Origin of the sequence: Vibrio sp. 1457, assembly GCF_033340195.1 — a bacterium.
GTDB lineage: Bacteria > Pseudomonadota > Gammaproteobacteria > Enterobacterales > Vibrionaceae > Vibrio > Vibrio alginolyticus.
On sequence record NZ_JAWOWA010000014.1, the window covers coordinates 114,264 to 130,922 of the forward strand.

The following is a 16,659-nucleotide window of genomic DNA, read 5'->3' on the forward strand; positions in this document are numbered from 1 at the left end:
TCACTCTGTTTAAAATAACGTAAATAAAGGGATTAAGAGGCATTAGGGATGAGTATTAAGCTTCAACAATTAATGCATTTTGTGATGGTAGTCGAGGAAGGAGGCTTTCGAGCCGCTTCACATCGTGCAAATCGTTCTCAGGCGGCACTGTCAACATCGATAAAAGAGCTTGAAAAAATTCTAGGGCAAACGCTGTTTGAACCCGGAAACAAAACCAAATTGACCCCGTTTGGTGAAATTTGTCTGCCCAAGGTGGTTCAGTTTCTCAATATCTACAGTGCGCTGGACAACGATCTCAAAGCTGCCGCGGCCGGACAGCAAGGGAGAGTGCGAATTGCGAGCGTTCCTTCTGTTGCAGCGAAACTCATCCCTAGCGTGTTGGGTGCCTTTTGCGAGCAGTATCCAAATGTAGAAGTAAGCTTGATCGATGATAACGCGGCGGGCGTCGAGGCTCGCTTACTCTCCGGTGAAGTCGACTTGGCGCTCGGTAACCCCTCTCACCTCGATGAGGGCGGCATTGACTTTACGCCGCTGTTAGCCGATCCAATAGGCGTGGTGTGTTTAAAGGACAACCCTATTGCAAGTCATCCAGAAGGAATCGAGTGGCAAACTTTGTTGGAACAACCCTTTATCCGTAACGGCACTTGTACACTTCTCGATCCAACCCCAGCAAGAGCTCTGAGTCAGCAAGCGCTCTATTCGGTCGAAAATATTACTTCACTGTTTTCTGTCTTAGAACTTGGGATTGGTGTCACGACCCTACCGAAGCTTGCTTTCCCAACCAATGAAACACGCTTGGTTTGGATTCCGCTTATCGATCCACCACTTGAAAGGCAAATTGGTATATTTACGTTAACCGATCGCACGATCTCGCCTCAAGCTAAAGCATTTCACGATCTTTGTGTGCATTATTTAAACTATCAAAAAGAAGATAAATAATGGTTCGATTAACATGCGGATAATTAAAAGCCTCCATATTCAGAGTGGAGGCTAATTTGTATTTGTGTATTCGCTTCGTTCTATTTTTTGCGACGATTTCGGTTCTTATACACCACGCAAAAGTTACCACGCTTGGTACGACACTTTGAGCAACGTTCACAATCTACTGGTGCGCGATTGCCTTCTTTCCAACGTTTGATCAACTGTGGCTCAGCCAATAAAGGGCGTGACACAGCAAAAAATTGGATACCTGTGTTTTCTGCAATTTTCTCAATCGCATCAATGTCGCTCAGCCCGCCGACAGTAATCACCGGTATGCTAACGTCCTGACTGATCACGTGACCATATTCGTGAAAGTAACCTTCTTCTTGTAGTGTGTAACCATCGAACGTTTGACCAACAAGTTCGTTTGCTTTGCCGTGAACATTGCCAGATACGATGATCGCATCAACGCCTATTTCTTCAAGTTTCTTGCAGACGACGCGAGTTTCATTGAACGTTAAACCGCCGTCAAAGAACTCTGTTGCCGTCAGTTTAACGAGGATGGGAAATTCGCTTCCAACCAGCTTTCTGGTTTCAGAATAAATTTCTAAAAGAAAGCGCATGCGATTTTCTAAGTCACCACCATATTCGTCTTCGCGACGATTATAGTACGGGCTTAAAAACTGGTTAATTAAATAAGTGTGCGCCGCATGAATCTCTACGCCGTCAAAACCAGCGTCTTGAGCACGTTTACTCGCCAATGCGAATGCCTTTATGATGTAGTCTATTTCGTCCTTTGTCATCGCTTTGCCTTGCGTATTTGTACCACGCTCAGGCACGTCACTCGGAGCGAAGATGACACGCTCACCGACGTTATGGGTGGTTTTGGTGCCACCGTAAGCAATTTGCATCACGATTTTAGAATCTTGTTGATGTACTAGCTCTGTTAGCTTTTTGTATTCTTCAATAAAAGAGTCGTTGTAGATCCCCATCATACCTGCGTTGGGTTTCTCTTCTTCAACGATATTGGCATAACCCGTAACAATAAGCCCAACTTCCCCTTTCGCAAGCGTTTCGTAAATATCGTAAAGCTTTACCGTCATGTGACCATCTTCGGTCGCCATGTTCTCCCACGTTGCGCTTCTCACAAAACGGTTCTTTAGGGTCATGTTGCCAATGCGGGCTTCGGAAAACAAAATGCTCAAAACCAGTCCTCTTAAAGTTGTCTTTATGTTTTATCTTTTCGCAAGTAAACAAGAACGAAAAAGGAACAGCGATACACGATGTATGGCTGTTCCTTCTCTGAATCCTTGAGACCTGCAAACTACAGGCGCACCTTAATGCCTCGGAGACGACAAAACTTTAATCTGGGTTAAGGTTTAGTGAGTTTTTAGATTATGTAAAAGGATGATTCTTAATCGTGTTCATTTCACTGGAGTTAAGATACTTCCTCTCCCACTTTCAGTAGTAAAACTTGTGTATTTCGCTAGCAGGTGATTCAACTCAAACATTCACATTGTTAGTTTGTATGCTGCTATGAGAACTAGCACTCCCCCCAAATGTTTACATTACAAACTGTCGATATTGAATTCTCATATGGTAAGTAGAGTTATTGCGCTGTTTATACTTTTTGGCTTAATCGTCGCTATCTCTTGGCATTATTACGCGTCAGCGGAAACGCGCTCCACTATGTTTTACACGCTGGTTGTTTTTACTTTTAGATATGAATACGTGATAGTGAAGCTAGAGGAGGAACAGGGAAAACAAAGGACAATAGAAAGTTAAATGACCTTACTTCTAGGTAAGGCCATTGATGCATTCAGCAGCACAAGATATTAGCGCGTAGCAAACGCTTAGGTCTGGTTGTTACAGAGCTAGAGGAATCAACTCGACACCAAGCACACCACTGATCCCCATCACCACTAGCAGTGAGACTTTAAACACCGACTTTGACCAAGCGATGTAGTTGTTGTCATCAATGCTGCGAAAGGTCACTTTCGTCCACATAAAGCAAACAACCGCTGCAACCGCTAAGTATTCATACCCGGCTTCACCTAGTAAAAATAACCCCAACGATACTGCTCCAAACGCCACGACATACGCTTTCATGTGTCGATGCGCTTTATGAATACCTTCTTTAACTGGCAATACGGGAATCCCGGCTTCTCGGTAGTCTTGCATGCGGAACATGGCAATGGCATAAGAGTGCGGCATTTGCCAGAGACAGAACATGGTAAAGAGTAAAATCGCTTCCAAGCTAATGAAGTTTGTTACCGCCAAGTAACCCACCAATGGCGGAACTGCGCCTGAGATACTTCCCACTAAGGTTCCATACACCGAGTTACGTTTGTACCACATCGTGTAAAAGAACACGTAATACACGTAACCAAGCAACACGACGACAGCGGATAGTGGGTTCACTCGGATAAATAACAGTGCGGTTCCTACCAGCAATAAAGCAAGTGCATAAACAAACGCAATATCGATATTGATGTTGCCTTTCACTGTTTCACGATTTCGTGTACGTGCCATCTTTTGGTCGATATCACGATCGAAAATATTATTCACCACACAACCTGAAGCGATGACTAACCCAACACCAACTAACGTCGTAACGAACAACATTAGACTGGCTGGTTCTGTTTTTGCGGCGAGGAAGAACCCCGCCGCAACAGAAATCAGGTTGCCGAAAATAATGCCCGGTTTAGTGATAGACAAATAACTTTTCAGCATACCTTGACCTACAACTTCATGTTGACGTTCATGTTGTAGATGATCCATACCGAGCCAGCGATAAGGATAAGTACAACAATGGCGGTAAACATCAGTGATACAAGGTTCCAACGTCCGTCGGATGTTTTTGTTTCCATGTGCAAGAAGTATTTAAAGTGAACAAATATCTGCACTAATGCACATCCAAATAGAATCGCATAGGTCGTTGTATCTGGTAATGATTTCGTCCAAACAAAGTAGAACGGAATTACCGTCAGAATCAGTGAGGCAATAAAGCCTTTCACGTAATCTGACGCACTGGTTTCTACATGTTGATCCATTACATTACCCCCAGTAAGTAAACGATGGTAAAGACACAAATCCAAACGATATCTAGAAAGTGCCAGAATAGGCTTAAGCAGTTAAAGCGCATTGCCATATTGTCGTTCAGACCTTTCGTCGACAGTTGATGATACGCTACCGCTAACCAAATCAGACCAAAGGTTACGTGCAGGCCGTGCGTACCAACCAACGTAAAGAATGCCGACAGGAATGCACTTGTTTGGGGCCCATAGCCTTCTTCAATCAGGTGATGGAACTCATAGACCTCCATACAGATAAAGCCAAGACCAAGCGCGAACGTGACTAACATCCAACGTTTGAGACCAGCAACGTTGTTGCGCTTCATCGCGATAATGCCAAAACCAAATGTGATACTGCTAAACAGCAGCAGCATGGTTTCGACAAACACGAATGGGAGTTCGAAAATGTCTTTACCTGTAGGGCCCGCAATTGAATTGCTCGACAGCACAGCGTAAGTCGCGAACAAGGTCGCAAACAATACACAGTCACTCATCAGGTAAACCCAGAAGCCAAATAGCTTGTTGCCATTCGTGTCATGGTGGTGATCATGGTCGTGATGTGATGCGATATTAGTTTGCATACGTCACCTCCAGATCATCTTTACTTTCGCTGTCTTTCACTGAGTTTTTCTTCGCTTCTTCAAGCTGAGCTCGACGTTCGGCCTCAATTGCTTTGATCTCTTCAACTTCCACGTAGTAATCCACATCATCGTTATAGCTATGCTGAATACACGTCACGATAATACCGACCAAACTTGCCGCCGCTAGCCACCAGATGTACCAAATCATTCCGAAGCCAAATAGGAGCGACCAAGCCGACACGTAGATGCCTGTTGCCGTGTTTTTTGGCATATGAATACGTTCGTATTCCACTTCTTTAGTTGGATCGAACTCGCCACTTTGTTTCTGGTACCAGAAGGCATCCAGCACATCACCTTTTGGTAGGTGCGCAAAGTTGTAGAACGGCGGTGGAGACGATGTTGCCCACTCAAGAGTACGACCACCCCACGGGTCACCAGTTAGATCACGGTTTTGCTCGCGGTCACGGATACTCACGTAAATTTGGATGAACTGAGATAATACGCCCAGCGCAATCACAACCGTACCTGATGCGGCAATCGACAACAGTGGGAAGTATTCTGGGTTGATGTCTTGGCTTAAACGACGAGTCATCCCCATGAAGCCCAGCGCGTAAAGCGGTAAGAACGCCATTAAGAAACCAATAATCCAAAGATAGAACGCGCGTTTGCCCCAAGTTTCATTCATGGTGAAACCGGTCGCTTTCGGGAACCAGTAAGTGATCGCAGCGAAACATCCAAACACCACACCACCGATGATAACGTTGTGGAAGTGAGCGATAAGGAATACTGAGTTATGCAGAACGAAATCTGCGCCCGGAACAGCCATTAGTACGCCCGTCATACCACCAACAGTAAAGGTGATCAGGAAACCCACCGTCCACATCATTGGCGTCGTAAAGCGGATGCGGCCTTTGTACATCGTGAATAGCCAGTTGAAGATCTTCACCCCTGTTGGGATAGAAATGATCATCGTGGCAATACCGAAGAAGGCATTTACGTTCGCGCCAGACCCCATCGTAAAGAAGTGGTGTAGCCAAACGACAAAGGCAAGAATCGTGATAACTACGGTAGCCCAAACTAGCGATGTGTAACCGAACAACTTTTTACGTGAGAAGGTTGCGGTGACTTCTGAGAACACACCAAAAATTGGCAAGATCAAGATGTACACTTCTGGGTGACCCCAAGCCCAAATCAGGTTGACGTACATCATTACGTTGCCGCCAAGATCATTGGTAAAGAAGTGCATGCCTAGGTATCTATCCAGCGTAAGCAGAGCGATAGTCACCGTTAGGATTGGGAATGAAATGATGATCAAAATGTTTGCACACAGAGACGCCCAAGTGAAAACTGGCATCTTCATCATTGGCATAGACGGTGTACGCATACGCAAAATGGTCGCGAAGAAGTTCACGCCTGTTAACGTCGTACCAACACCTGATATCTGCAGCGCCCAAATCCAATAGTCGACCCCGACTCCTGGGCTAGCCTCAATACCTGAAAGCGGCGGATACGCCAACCAGCCGGTACGACCAAATTCACCTAAGCCGAGAGACATGTTTGTTAGGATGACACCTACAACAAACAGCCAGAAGCTCAAGTTATTCAGATACGGGAAAGCTACGTCACGCGCACCAATCTGCAATGGCACGATGATGTTCATCAGACCAATGACCAATGGCATCGCTACGAAGAAGATCATGATCACGCCATGGGCAGTAAAAATTTGATCGTAGTGATGCGGTGGTAAGTAACCTGCTTCACCCGCAGAAGAAAGGAGTTGCTGACTACGCATCATGACTGCGTCAGCAAAACCACGAACAAGCATCACCATCGCTACTGCGATGTACATGAAGCCAAGTTTTTTATGGTCTACTGAAGTAAACCATTCATTCCACAAATATTGCCACTTTCCGGCTTTGGTCACCGCGTAAACTACGGCTAAACCAACCAGCGCCACAACCGCTAGGGTGATGACGATAATAGGTTCGTGGAATGGAACTGAATCAAGAGTTAATCTTCCAAACATTACGATTATCCTTGGTTTTCAGGCAAACAGTTCATTGAACCAGGATGCTGAGTCACAACGTCGGTGAACAAGAACGGAGGAACGCTAGAGAACAAAGTGACTGGCTCTGCGATACTTGGCGCTGCCAGTGAGCTGTATTGCTCCCAATCTTCAATACGATCAGGGCTCGCCTTCACTTTCTGCACCCAATTTAGGAACGCAGCACGATCAGACATTGCTGAAGCTGTGAACTTCATTTGCGAAAAGCCTTCGCCGCTGTAGTTCGATGCAAAACCCTTGTAGTCACCTTCGTGGTTCGCTATCAGGTTGAGCTTGGTTACCATTCCTGGCATCGCGTAGATCTGTGTACCTAAGCGAGGGATGAAAAACGCGTTCATGATGTTGTCCGAAGTCAGTTTGAACTGCACTGGCACGTCTTTCGGGAACGCCACATAGTTTACCGTCGCAATGTTTTCTTCTGGATAGATGAACAACCATTTCCAATCGAGTGACACCACTTCGATGGTCATTGGTTTAACATCACTTTCCAATGGTTTGGAGGGCTCTAGTTCATGAGTCGAACGCCATGTGATCGTCGCAAGAATCGCAATGATGATGATTGGAATTGTCCATACCACCACTTCGATTTTGGTCGAGTGTGACCACTCGGGTGCGTACTCTTCTTCAGTGTTAGAGGCGCGGTATCGGTAAGCGAAGTAAATCGTCATTAAAATCACAGGGATTACAACGATCAACATCAGCAAAAGAGCAGTAATAATTAACTCTTTTTCTTGCACACCAATGGCACCTTTGGGGTCAAGTAAAGCTGAATTACATCCTGAGAGCATAAGTATGACGGACGCCAAACTTCCCCTCGACAAGATGCGTTTATATCTTGAGGCTTCCATTAACTTTCTCGATGGTTGTCTGGTTTCAAAGCAGATGCCAATCAAAGTAAATAAGAGCTCACAAATTGCGCAGAGGTAATGTATGAGAACAAGAAGAAACTTCGATAAGTAGTTATTCTACTTACAATTTTTCAACTTCGTCATCAAGCATTTAACCAGCTAGAATGAACCGTTATTTACTACGATACGATTGGTACCAAGCCAAGAACCAGTTGTTATAGTCATTAGAATGTTTATGTGTTGAGCATGAGTAACGTCGGGCTCAGAGCGAAACAAAACGGAATTGAGTGGAGATCAAAACCACACTCTTAGTGTGAGTTTATTGTTACACTTTGAAACACTATGTTACATTTGGCGCATTATGAGGAGTAAAAAGTTAAAGCTCATTAGCCACAACTGGAAACTAACCTTCCATTAATGGAAGTTACACACTTTAAATCGAATAGTAACCTCAACACGAATTTCTCGTGCTTCAACAATTAATTATTTAAAAACAAACAGTTGAAACTTAAAATTGATGAGACTGACTATCAACTTCATTTACGCAGATAGCCTTAATGAGAAGCGGAAACTAAAAAACCAAAAGTGTGATCAACATCAAATTAATGATTTCACTTAATATTTGAGTGGTATTTACATCTCTTTATTGGATTGTGAGAAATCATTCTCAAGGTAAATCCAAACATAAGTTGTAAATACATTTGGGCTGCGCAGAATGAGCACTCCACAACATAGAAAATGTTGAAATGGAAAGAAACTTATTATTCAGGTCTATCAGAGCCTTATTTCAGTGGTCACTTACATACGAATACCGCCATCCACTTCTAAAACCCTGCCAGTAAAGTAATCACTCTCAATAATGTATTTTACTGCATGCGCGATTTCGCTTGTTTCGCCCATCCTGCCAACTGGGATCATCTTTTCTAATCGCTCTATGGCTTCGGGTTTCATTTGCTCTGCCATCGCGGTGTGTACTACACCTGGTGCAACCGCCGCCGCACGAATACCGTATCTTGCGAGCTCACGGGCCCATGTTGTCGCCATCGTCGCGACCGCCGCTTTAGATGCAGAATAATTGGTTTGTCCGATATTCCCTGCTCTCGCAACACTAGAAATATTGATGATAACGCCTTGGGAGCCACTCTCAATCATCTTGACGGCCGCTTCACGCCCACACAAAAATGTTCCTGTCACGTTAACGTTCATGACCAAATTGAATTGATCCAAAGACATCTTACTGATCACGCCATCTTTTGCTTTTACAAGTAACCCATCTCTTAACACGCCAGCGTTATTGACTAACCCATTGAGTTGACCAAAATCTTGGATAATCGCTTCAAACGTGGTTTCAACGTCGATTTCGTTGGTGACATCCACTTGATATGTCAACGCTTTCGCACTCAGCATTCGACACTGCTCTTGTGTTTCCATTAAGCCACTGGCGTTTACATCCAACAACGCTAAATCAGCGCCAGCTTGAGCAAGGGTAATGGCCATCATTTGCCCAAGCCCCTGCCCTGCTCCTGTAATGGCAATAACACTACTTTTTATGTCCATATTGGTGCACTCCATAACTCGTAATGTTCTCTATCTCAACCAGTCTAAGTTGGCCGAAATGATGCGCGTTTTAGGTCACCATCTCAGGCTGGTTTGTCACAAAACTCGGTCTAGCCTTTCTTACTCTTGTATAACTCAAATAAGCTTGAGAAATCGAGCTCGCCGTGGCCGCTCGCGTTGTGGAAAGAATATAAGTTGCGCGCTAACGACCCCATCGGAACCGAAGAATGTGTTTGTAACGCCGCATCTAACCCCAAGCCGAGATCTTTTAGCATGAGTTTGCTCATAAAGCCCGGTTGGTAATCGTGACTAGCTGGCGCACTGTCCATCACGCCTGGGCAAGGATTGTAAAGCTCCAATGCCCAATTTCGGCCAGAGCTTTGCAGCATGATGTTTGATAGCACTTTTGGATCGAGTCCATGATCGATACCTAGGTTTAATGCCTCGCACGTACCAGACATTAAAATGCCGAGCATAAGGTTGTTACAGATTTTCGCCATTTGACCATCGCCTGCTTTGCCAGCATGGAAAACATTTTTTCCCATATACTGCAAAATCGCATTGGCTTTAGAAAACGCTTGATCCGAACCACCAACAATAAAGGTTAATGTCGCCGCTTTCGCGCCAGCAACGCCTCCCGAAACGGGCGCGTCGACAAACAACACACGTTTATTTGCCGCTTCATTGGCGACTAATCGCGCAGAGTCCGGATCAATGGTTGAACAATCAATCATCAAGGTACTTGGCGAGACAAGATTGAGGACACCTACGCCACCATGTAAGTCACCAAGATACACGGAACGAACGTGAGACCCTGCTGGTAGCATCGTGATGACTGTGCTAGCACCATCTACTACCTCTTCGATAGAGCTCGCCACCACGGCACCAAAAGGTACTAGTTGCTTTGCGGCTTCGCTATCGACATCGAATACTTGCACGTTAAATCCAGACGCGAGTAAGTTTTGCGCCATAGGATGCCCCATTCTTCCTAAACCGATAAATGCGATGGTACTCATGATCATTCTCCTTATTGACCTAGTGTTTGTTCACCCAAATCAGCAAGCGGATGTTCGTCATCCGGCCAAAGTGAGGTAAACAAGGTATCGATGATATCTTCATCGACTTCACTGACATTGTTAAACATCCAGTTAGGTTCGCCATCCCGGTCAATAAGCCGAGAACGGACGCCCTCTTTAAACTCACCTAATAAGGCACTGCGAACCGACAAACTCAACTCTAAACGGAAGCAATCTGCAAGCGGTAAGCTGTGGTACTCTTTCACTTGTCTAAAGCAAATATGCGCGGTGATCGGACTGCCCGATGCGAACGTTTGTTTCGCGTTTTCTATCCACTGGCTATTCCCTTCGATAGTCATGATTCGCTGTGCTATCGCATTAAGATCAAAGCCTTTGCACGCTTCCTCTATCTGATCTAAGTATGGACAAATTTGCGTGGTTGGTTTGCTATCAATAACCTGTTCTTCCATTAATTTTAGTAGCGCAGTTACCAACTCTTTCGCATCTTCTTTGCCCCACTGGAGCCGCTTTAGCTCATCCAGTAAGGTGGGATACTGCTCTTCCAACAGTAACCAATCGGCCAAACCAATAGTGACAGCGTCACTTGAATTTACCATTGAACCTGTCAATCCGAGGAATAAGCCCACTTGCGGATCTATCTGGCTTAAAAACCACGTACCTCCCACATCAGGATACAGTCCGATATTGATTTCTGGCATAGCAAGGCGTGATGTTGTTGTCACAACTTTATGGCTGGTTCCCATAAAAAGCCCCATCCCACCGCCCATTACAATACCTTCTCCCCAACCGATAATAGGCTTGTTGTAAGTGTGAATGAGATAGTCACACTCATACTCCAACGAGAAATAGTCCGTACAGAACTCTACGATTTTTTCTTTGCTCTCGTTATGCATGACATGATACATAGCTCGAACATCACCACCAGCACAGAATGCTTTTTCTCCAGCGCCAGTGAGTACCACACAAGTCACATGCGGATCGTCTTGCCACTTGACAAGCTGATCGTTAAGTTGGACTAACATGTTATACGTCAATGCATTCAATGAAGCGGTGTTGTCTAACGTTGCGATACCAATGCGGTGCACGCCATCTAAGCACTCTATTTCACTGATGGTTACCATCCCTGCCATGTGGCCTCCTATCGGTTTTTCCATTGCGGTGGGCGTTTTTCTAAAAAGGCGCGAACACCCTCAACTTGATCTTCCGTATCAAAAAGATTCAGAAACAACTCTCGCTCTTTCATTAAGCCGTGTTGAAGTGGCGCAGAGCGCATATTTTGAATGAGCGCCTTACATGCGGCGACAGAAGATGGCGACTGGTTCGAAACAGATTCAGCAAGCTCCAGCGCTTTACTTAAAGCTTCACCTTTGGGAACCAACTCCTCAGCCAAGCCTAGTTCTTTTGCTTTGTCAGCGCTGACTTGTTCTCCACATAAAATGATGCGCTTTGCCCAGCCTTCTCCTACTAACGCTGTGAGGTTTTGGGTACCGCCAGCGCAGGGCAAAAGTCCGACTTTGGCTTCAGGTAAAGCAAGTACCGCTTGCTCTTCAACTACTCGAATATCACAAGCTAATGCCACTTCTAACCCTCCGCCCATGGCGTAACCATTAATGGCGGCAATGGAAACACCACGGAATTCCGAGAGTGTTTCAAACGCTTCACCAAAGCATCGCGCCATGTCTAACGCAACCGCTTTGTCACCATCAGAAAATAGCTTGAGATCAGCACCAGCAGAGAAAAACTTGTCTCCACTGCCAGTTAAAACCAATGAATAGACCTGCTTATCATCGTTAAGTGTGAGTATCAGCGACTTCAGTGCCTTGAGGCTCTCTGCTGTCCACGTATTGGCTGGCGGGTTGTTCATTGTCACCACCGCAACGTGATTAGTGATCGTATGTTGAATGGCTGCTTGGGTTAATGGCATATCTGAATCCTTTCTCAATGAGCAAATCCAATACTTCGCTACAGCAAGGCCGATTCCTCAGAGAGCAAACGGCGCGCGATGATCAAGCGCATGATTTCGTTCGTTCCCTCCAGAATTTGATGCACACGCACATCTCTGAAATGACGCTCCATTGGATACTCTTTGATGTAACCATAGCCGCCATAAAGCTGCAGCGCTTGGTCGCAAACCTGAAAGCCCACATCGGTTGCGAACCGTTTTGCCATCGCGCAATAAGCCGTGGCATCCGGGTCATTTCGGTCGAGTTTACTGGCGGCATAGCGCACCAACTGCCGCGCAGCCACTAGCTCTGTCGCCATGTCTGCCAATTTGAATTGTAAGGCTTGAAACTGCGCAAGCGGCTTGCCGAACTGCTTACGTTCTTGAATGTACCGTGCCGCCTGATTAAGGGCCTGTTGAGCCGTACCGACGGAGCAGGTCGCAATATTTATACGCCCTCCATCAAGCCCTTTCATCGCAAAGACAAAACCTTGCCCTTCTTCGCCCAGTAAATGGCTAGCTGGAATAACGACATTTTCAAAAGTAACCGCTCGTGTTGGTTGGCTGTTCCAACCCATTTTGGGTTCTTTGCGCCCATAGCTGATACCACCTGTATGAGCAGGAACAACAAATGCAGACACGCCTTTGGCACCCGCTTCTCCGGTTCGCGCCATCACGACCAAAACATCTGTCTCTCCTGCGCCAGAGATAAAGGTTTTGCCACCATTCAACACGTAAGTATCACCTTTTTTGCTCGCGGTTGTGGTCAACGAAGCGGCATCCGATCCCGCATTAGGCTCGGTTAAGCAATAGGAGCCTAACCACTCCCCCGTAACTAATTTCGGACAGAACTGCGTTTTGGCTTCATCGGTAGCAAAACTGGCTATCATCCAACTCACCATATTGTGGATAGTCATGAAAGCGGTCGTCGACGTACAGCCCATTGAGAGTTGTTCAAAGATAATTGACGCATCCAAACGGCTTAACCCTAAGCCGTCATGTTCTTCTGGTGTGTAGAGACTGAGAAACCCCAGTTCCCCCGCCTCTCTCAATACGTCTTTGGGGAAAATCTGCTTTTCATCCCACTCCGCCGCCATCGGTGCTAAACGCTCATCGGCAAATTGTTGAGCGGTATCGGCAAATGCACGTTGATCTTCATTAAGTTCAAAGTCCATAAAAGCTCCTTTTATTCACTCAGCGCAGTTGGATGGTCAGATTGGGCCCCGTTGGAATATCGTCATCAAACCAACGTGCCGTCACCGTTTTAGTCTCGGTATAAAAACGTACCGCTTGTTTACCATACGCATGTAAATCACCATAGAAACTGCCTCTCCAACCAGTAAAGGAGAAAAATGGTAAAGGGACTGGAATAGGCACATTGATCCCAACCTGACCGACTTGAATGTCATGCTGATATTTTCTCGCAGCAGCGCCATTAGCCGTAAAAATGGAAGTGCCGTTCCCGTATGGGTTGCGATTCACCAACTCAATGGCCTCTTGCAACGTTTCGACTTCCATACAAACTAAAACAGGGCCAAATATCTCTTGCGTGTAAATCGACATGTTCGCTGTTACACCGCTAAACAAGGTTGGGCCAATCCAGTTTCCATCGGGAAAGCCTTCCACTTCACACTGACTGCCATCGAGTTCACACACTGCGCCTTGTTGTTTGCCATCTTCAATTAGGTCCAATACGCGTTGTTTAGCTTGCTCACTGATCAGTGGGCCATAAGCAGCTTGCTCATCGTCCCAAGGCCCTGGGTGTACTTTCGCCATTGCCTGTTTGAGGTCTGTAATCCATTGTTTTGAATCGCCGACAAACACCGCAACAGAAATCGCCATACAGCGTTGCCCCGCAGCCCCAACGGAGGCTCCGATTAGGTTATTCACCACTTGATCTTTGTTTGCATCAGGCATGATCACCATGTGATTCTTTGCACCAGCAAAAGCTTGAACCCGTTTAAAATGTTTAGTCCCTGTGGTGTAGATATAACGGGCAACGGGAACCGAGCCAACAAATGACACCGCTCGAATATCAGGATGAGCCAGAAGAAAGTCGACTTGCTCTTTGCGGCCATGAACGATCTGCAACACTCCTTCCGGCGCGCCAGCTTGCTCAAATAGTTCAGCTAAACGAATAGAGGTCAACGGCACTTGTTCGGAGGGTTTAAGCACAAATGTATTGCCCGCAGCGATAGCGATTGGGAACATCCACAACGGAATCATGGCTGGAAAGTTAAACGGCGTAATGCCGCAACACACACCTAGGGGCTGAATCATTGAGTAACTATCAATATCCGTGGCAACGTTTTCGACGGTTTCTCCCATAATATTGCTGGCAATGTTTGCAGCCTGCTCAACCACCTCGATACCACGCCACACATCGCCTTTGGCATCCGCTAAAATCTTACCCGTTTCATGAGAAAGCAGTGTGGCAAGCTCATCATGATGCTCTTTGAGCAAGTGCTGATAACGCAGCATAACTCGGGCACGCTCGGATATTGCCACTTCCTTCCAAGATTGGAATGTCTCTTTCGCATTATCAATGGCGGCTTCCATCTCGTGCTCTGTGGAACATGGAACGTACGCAATGACATCATTAGTGGCGGGATTGGTTACCTCAACCCAATCCGATGTTTGAGATTCACGAAACTCGCCACCAATAAACAAGGGAACCAAACGAGTCATCATTTACTCCTTTCTAATTTCAATTAAAGCGGTATTTCAATGCCTATCGCCGTGGCTTCTCCACCACCGATACAAAGTGACGCAACACCCCGCATCACTTTTTTGGCTTCGAGATCACCATTGGTGCCTAGCGCTTGTAGCTGACGCAAACTGTGAATCAATGTCACCAGAATTCGTGCGCCACTAGCCCCTATCGGATGCCCAAGCGCACAAGCTCCACCTTTAATATTTACTTTGCTCGTATCTAGTCCAAGTTCCGCCACCGCTATTTGTGTCACAACGGCAAAGGCTTCATTGATTTCCCACAGGTCCACTTCATAAATTGACCAATCTAGCTGGAACAGCAGTTGCTCAATTGCGTAGACGGGTGCCAAAGTAAATTCTGCAGGTTTTCTGGCATGTGTAGAGTGCGCCTTGATGATCGCAAGTGGTTTAAGCCCCTGATGACGCGCAGTGTCTTCATCCATAAGCACAAGAGCCGCCGCGCCATCTGAAATGGCACTCGAATTAGCAGCGGTCACCGTACCTTTTTCATCGAATGCAGGTTTGAGTTGAGGAATTTTACCAAGGTCAATCGAGCGTGGGTGCTCATCGTAGTCCAGCACCGCTTGTTCTGACTTGGTATTGAGTGAAACCGGCGAAAGTTCATCGGCAAACAAGCCTCGCTCTTGAGCTTCCAACGCACGTTTTGCCGACATCACGGCCCATTCATCCATTTGCTCTCTGGTGAACTTAAGCCTGTCAGCGACTTGCTGAGCATAAACACCCATTAAGTGCCCTTCGTAAGCATCTTGTAGCCCATCGAGAAACATGTGGTCATACGCAGACTGGTGCCCCATACGCATTCCCTTTCTCGCCTCCCTCAGCAAATACGGCGCATTGGTCATACTTTCCATACCACCAGCAATGGCAGAGCGAATCGTTCCAGCTTTAATGAGATCGTGCGCTAACATGACGCTCTTCATGCCAGAGCCACACACTTTGTTAATGGTGGTGCACCCTACACCCAAAGGAAGATCTGCCCCCATAGATGCTTGCCTCGCAGGAGCTTGTCCACACCCTGCTGGAAGCACACATCCCATGAACACTTCATCCACCGAAGTCACATTCACTTCGTGCATTGCCGCCTTGATCGCCAGTGCGCCTAATTGAGGAGCAGAGTAAGTTTGCAACTTGCCTTGAAAGCGCCCAATTGGCGTTCTTTTCGCGCTGACAATCCAGATGTCTTTTCCCATGATTCGCATTCCCTTAAGGTATATGTGAACACTTGGCAGACTGATGACACCCTACATAGAATTACTCACCAAGCGCCACACCAGCCTTTATCGCCTTTTTCACTAACAAACTTTCATTCCGCGATTTCTTGACGTTTACGTAAGCATAGCACTAGCCTTTACAATGAGATGAAAAAACACACCAAGCAGACGTTTATATTTCAAAGTTGATGTTCGGCCTTCCCATTTAAGGTTCGATTTCCAGAAACTGGATTTTTATTCGAGGTAAGTATGTTATGGAAAAATACAAGATCAGTGACCTCGCCAAGGAGTTTGATATTACTACTCGCAGTATCCGGTTTTATGAAGACGTGGGTCTGATTGAACCAGAGCGAAAGGGCAATATGCGCGTTTATCAACGCAGGGATAGAATTCGCCTCAAACTGATTTTAAGAGGGAAACGACTCGGTTTTTCGTTGGCAGAAATTCGTGAACTTTTCGAGCTCTACGACATGCAACAAACCGAAGGACAGTTATTGAAAATGCTCAATATCATTGAAGAGAAACAAGCCGTCCTACAGCAACAACTCAACGACATCAGCGTCGTTATGGCAGAGTTGAATGCCGCTAAGGAGCGTTGTATTCAAACACTCAAAAGCAAGCAGACATAAACGCTATACTCAATTAGCAACACCGCTACAGGCTTTTCCACCTTACCTCTGATACCGGGAG

Annotated in this window: 15 protein-coding genes; 2 read left to right on the plus strand and 13 right to left on the minus strand. The window is 46.1% G+C overall.

Annotated features, from left to right (window positions below):
- Positions 1-48 precede the first annotated feature (48 nt).
- Entirely contained in the window at positions 49-939 is an 891-nt protein-coding gene (locus tag R7Z41_RS15865; RefSeq protein ID WP_005375788.1) for a LysR family transcriptional regulator, read from the plus strand.
- A gap of 80 nt (positions 940-1,019) precedes the next feature.
- Here R7Z41_RS15865 and R7Z41_RS15870 read toward each other — a convergent pair whose 3' ends face one another.
- The 13 genes from R7Z41_RS15870 to R7Z41_RS15930 form a co-directional block, all read right to left on the minus strand.
- The gene (locus R7Z41_RS15870) at positions 1,020-2,126 is read right to left on the minus strand and encodes an NADH:flavin oxidoreductase (protein ID WP_213896784.1); all 1,107 of its coding nucleotides are present in this window, start codon (positions 2,124-2,126) and stop codon (positions 1,020-1,022) included.
- A gap of 661 nt (positions 2,127-2,787) precedes the next feature.
- Positions 2,788-3,702, minus strand: coding sequence for a heme o synthase (cyoE, locus tag R7Z41_RS15875; protein ID WP_017634257.1), 915 nt, complete (start codon positions 3,700-3,702; stop codon positions 2,788-2,790).
- Positions 3,663-3,974: a cytochrome o ubiquinol oxidase subunit IV gene (gene cyoD, locus R7Z41_RS15880; RefSeq protein ID WP_012842490.1), complete on the minus strand. Its 312-nt coding sequence runs from the start codon at positions 3,972-3,974 to the stop codon at positions 3,663-3,665. Before cyoD ends, cyoE begins: the two co-directional genes overlap by 40 nt.
- The gene (cyoC, locus tag R7Z41_RS15885) at positions 3,974-4,576 is read right to left on the minus strand and encodes a cytochrome o ubiquinol oxidase subunit III (RefSeq protein ID WP_206969248.1); all 603 of its coding nucleotides are present in this window, start codon (positions 4,574-4,576) and stop codon (positions 3,974-3,976) included. Before cyoC ends, cyoD begins: the two co-directional genes overlap by 1 nt.
- A complete protein-coding gene (gene cyoB, locus R7Z41_RS15890; protein ID WP_206969246.1) occupies positions 4,566-6,602 on the minus strand; it encodes a cytochrome o ubiquinol oxidase subunit I in 2,037 nt (678 codons plus the stop codon). The genes cyoC and cyoB overlap by 11 nt, the downstream gene beginning before the upstream one ends.
- 5 nt (positions 6,603-6,607) lie before the next feature.
- A complete protein-coding gene (cyoA, locus tag R7Z41_RS15895) occupies positions 6,608-7,489 on the minus strand; it encodes a ubiquinol oxidase subunit II (RefSeq protein ID WP_005388604.1) in 882 nt (293 codons plus the stop codon).
- Between the two features lie 798 nt (positions 7,490-8,287).
- Positions 8,288-9,046: an SDR family oxidoreductase gene (locus R7Z41_RS15900; protein ID WP_005375778.1), complete on the minus strand. Its 759-nt coding sequence runs from the start codon at positions 9,044-9,046 to the stop codon at positions 8,288-8,290.
- A gap of 110 nt (positions 9,047-9,156) precedes the next feature.
- Positions 9,157-10,062 carry a 3-hydroxyisobutyrate dehydrogenase gene (gene mmsB / locus R7Z41_RS15905; protein ID WP_005375775.1) on the minus strand — a complete coding sequence of 302 codons (906 nt, stop codon included), beginning with the start codon at positions 10,060-10,062 and terminating at the stop codon, positions 9,157-9,159.
- An 11-nt stretch (positions 10,063-10,073) separates the two neighbouring features.
- Entirely contained in the window at positions 10,074-11,213 is a 1,140-nt protein-coding gene (locus R7Z41_RS15910) for an enoyl-CoA hydratase/isomerase family protein (protein WP_206969245.1), read from the minus strand.
- Between the two features lie 8 nt (positions 11,214-11,221).
- Positions 11,222-12,007 carry an enoyl-CoA hydratase gene (locus tag R7Z41_RS15915; protein WP_206952830.1) on the minus strand — a complete coding sequence of 262 codons (786 nt, stop codon included), beginning with the start codon at positions 12,005-12,007 and terminating at the stop codon, positions 11,222-11,224.
- Positions 12,008-12,045: 38 nt separating this feature from the next.
- Positions 12,046-13,200: an acyl-CoA dehydrogenase family protein gene (locus R7Z41_RS15920; RefSeq protein WP_225477787.1), complete on the minus strand. Its 1,155-nt coding sequence runs from the start codon at positions 13,198-13,200 to the stop codon at positions 12,046-12,048.
- A gap of 19 nt (positions 13,201-13,219) precedes the next feature.
- The gene (locus R7Z41_RS15925; RefSeq protein WP_158173497.1) at positions 13,220-14,713 is read right to left on the minus strand and encodes a CoA-acylating methylmalonate-semialdehyde dehydrogenase; all 1,494 of its coding nucleotides are present in this window, start codon (positions 14,711-14,713) and stop codon (positions 13,220-13,222) included.
- A gap of 23 nt (positions 14,714-14,736) precedes the next feature.
- Complete coding sequence (locus R7Z41_RS15930; protein WP_005375769.1) at positions 14,737-15,948, minus strand: thiolase family protein; 1,212 nt, start codon at positions 15,946-15,948, stop codon at positions 14,737-14,739.
- 275 nt (positions 15,949-16,223) lie between these two features.
- Here R7Z41_RS15930 and R7Z41_RS15935 point away from each other — a divergent pair, with 275 nt between their 5' ends.
- Positions 16,224-16,598, plus strand: coding sequence for a MerR family transcriptional regulator (locus R7Z41_RS15935; protein ID WP_017821195.1), 375 nt, complete (start codon positions 16,224-16,226; stop codon positions 16,596-16,598).
- Positions 16,599-16,659: the final 61 nt, after the last annotated feature.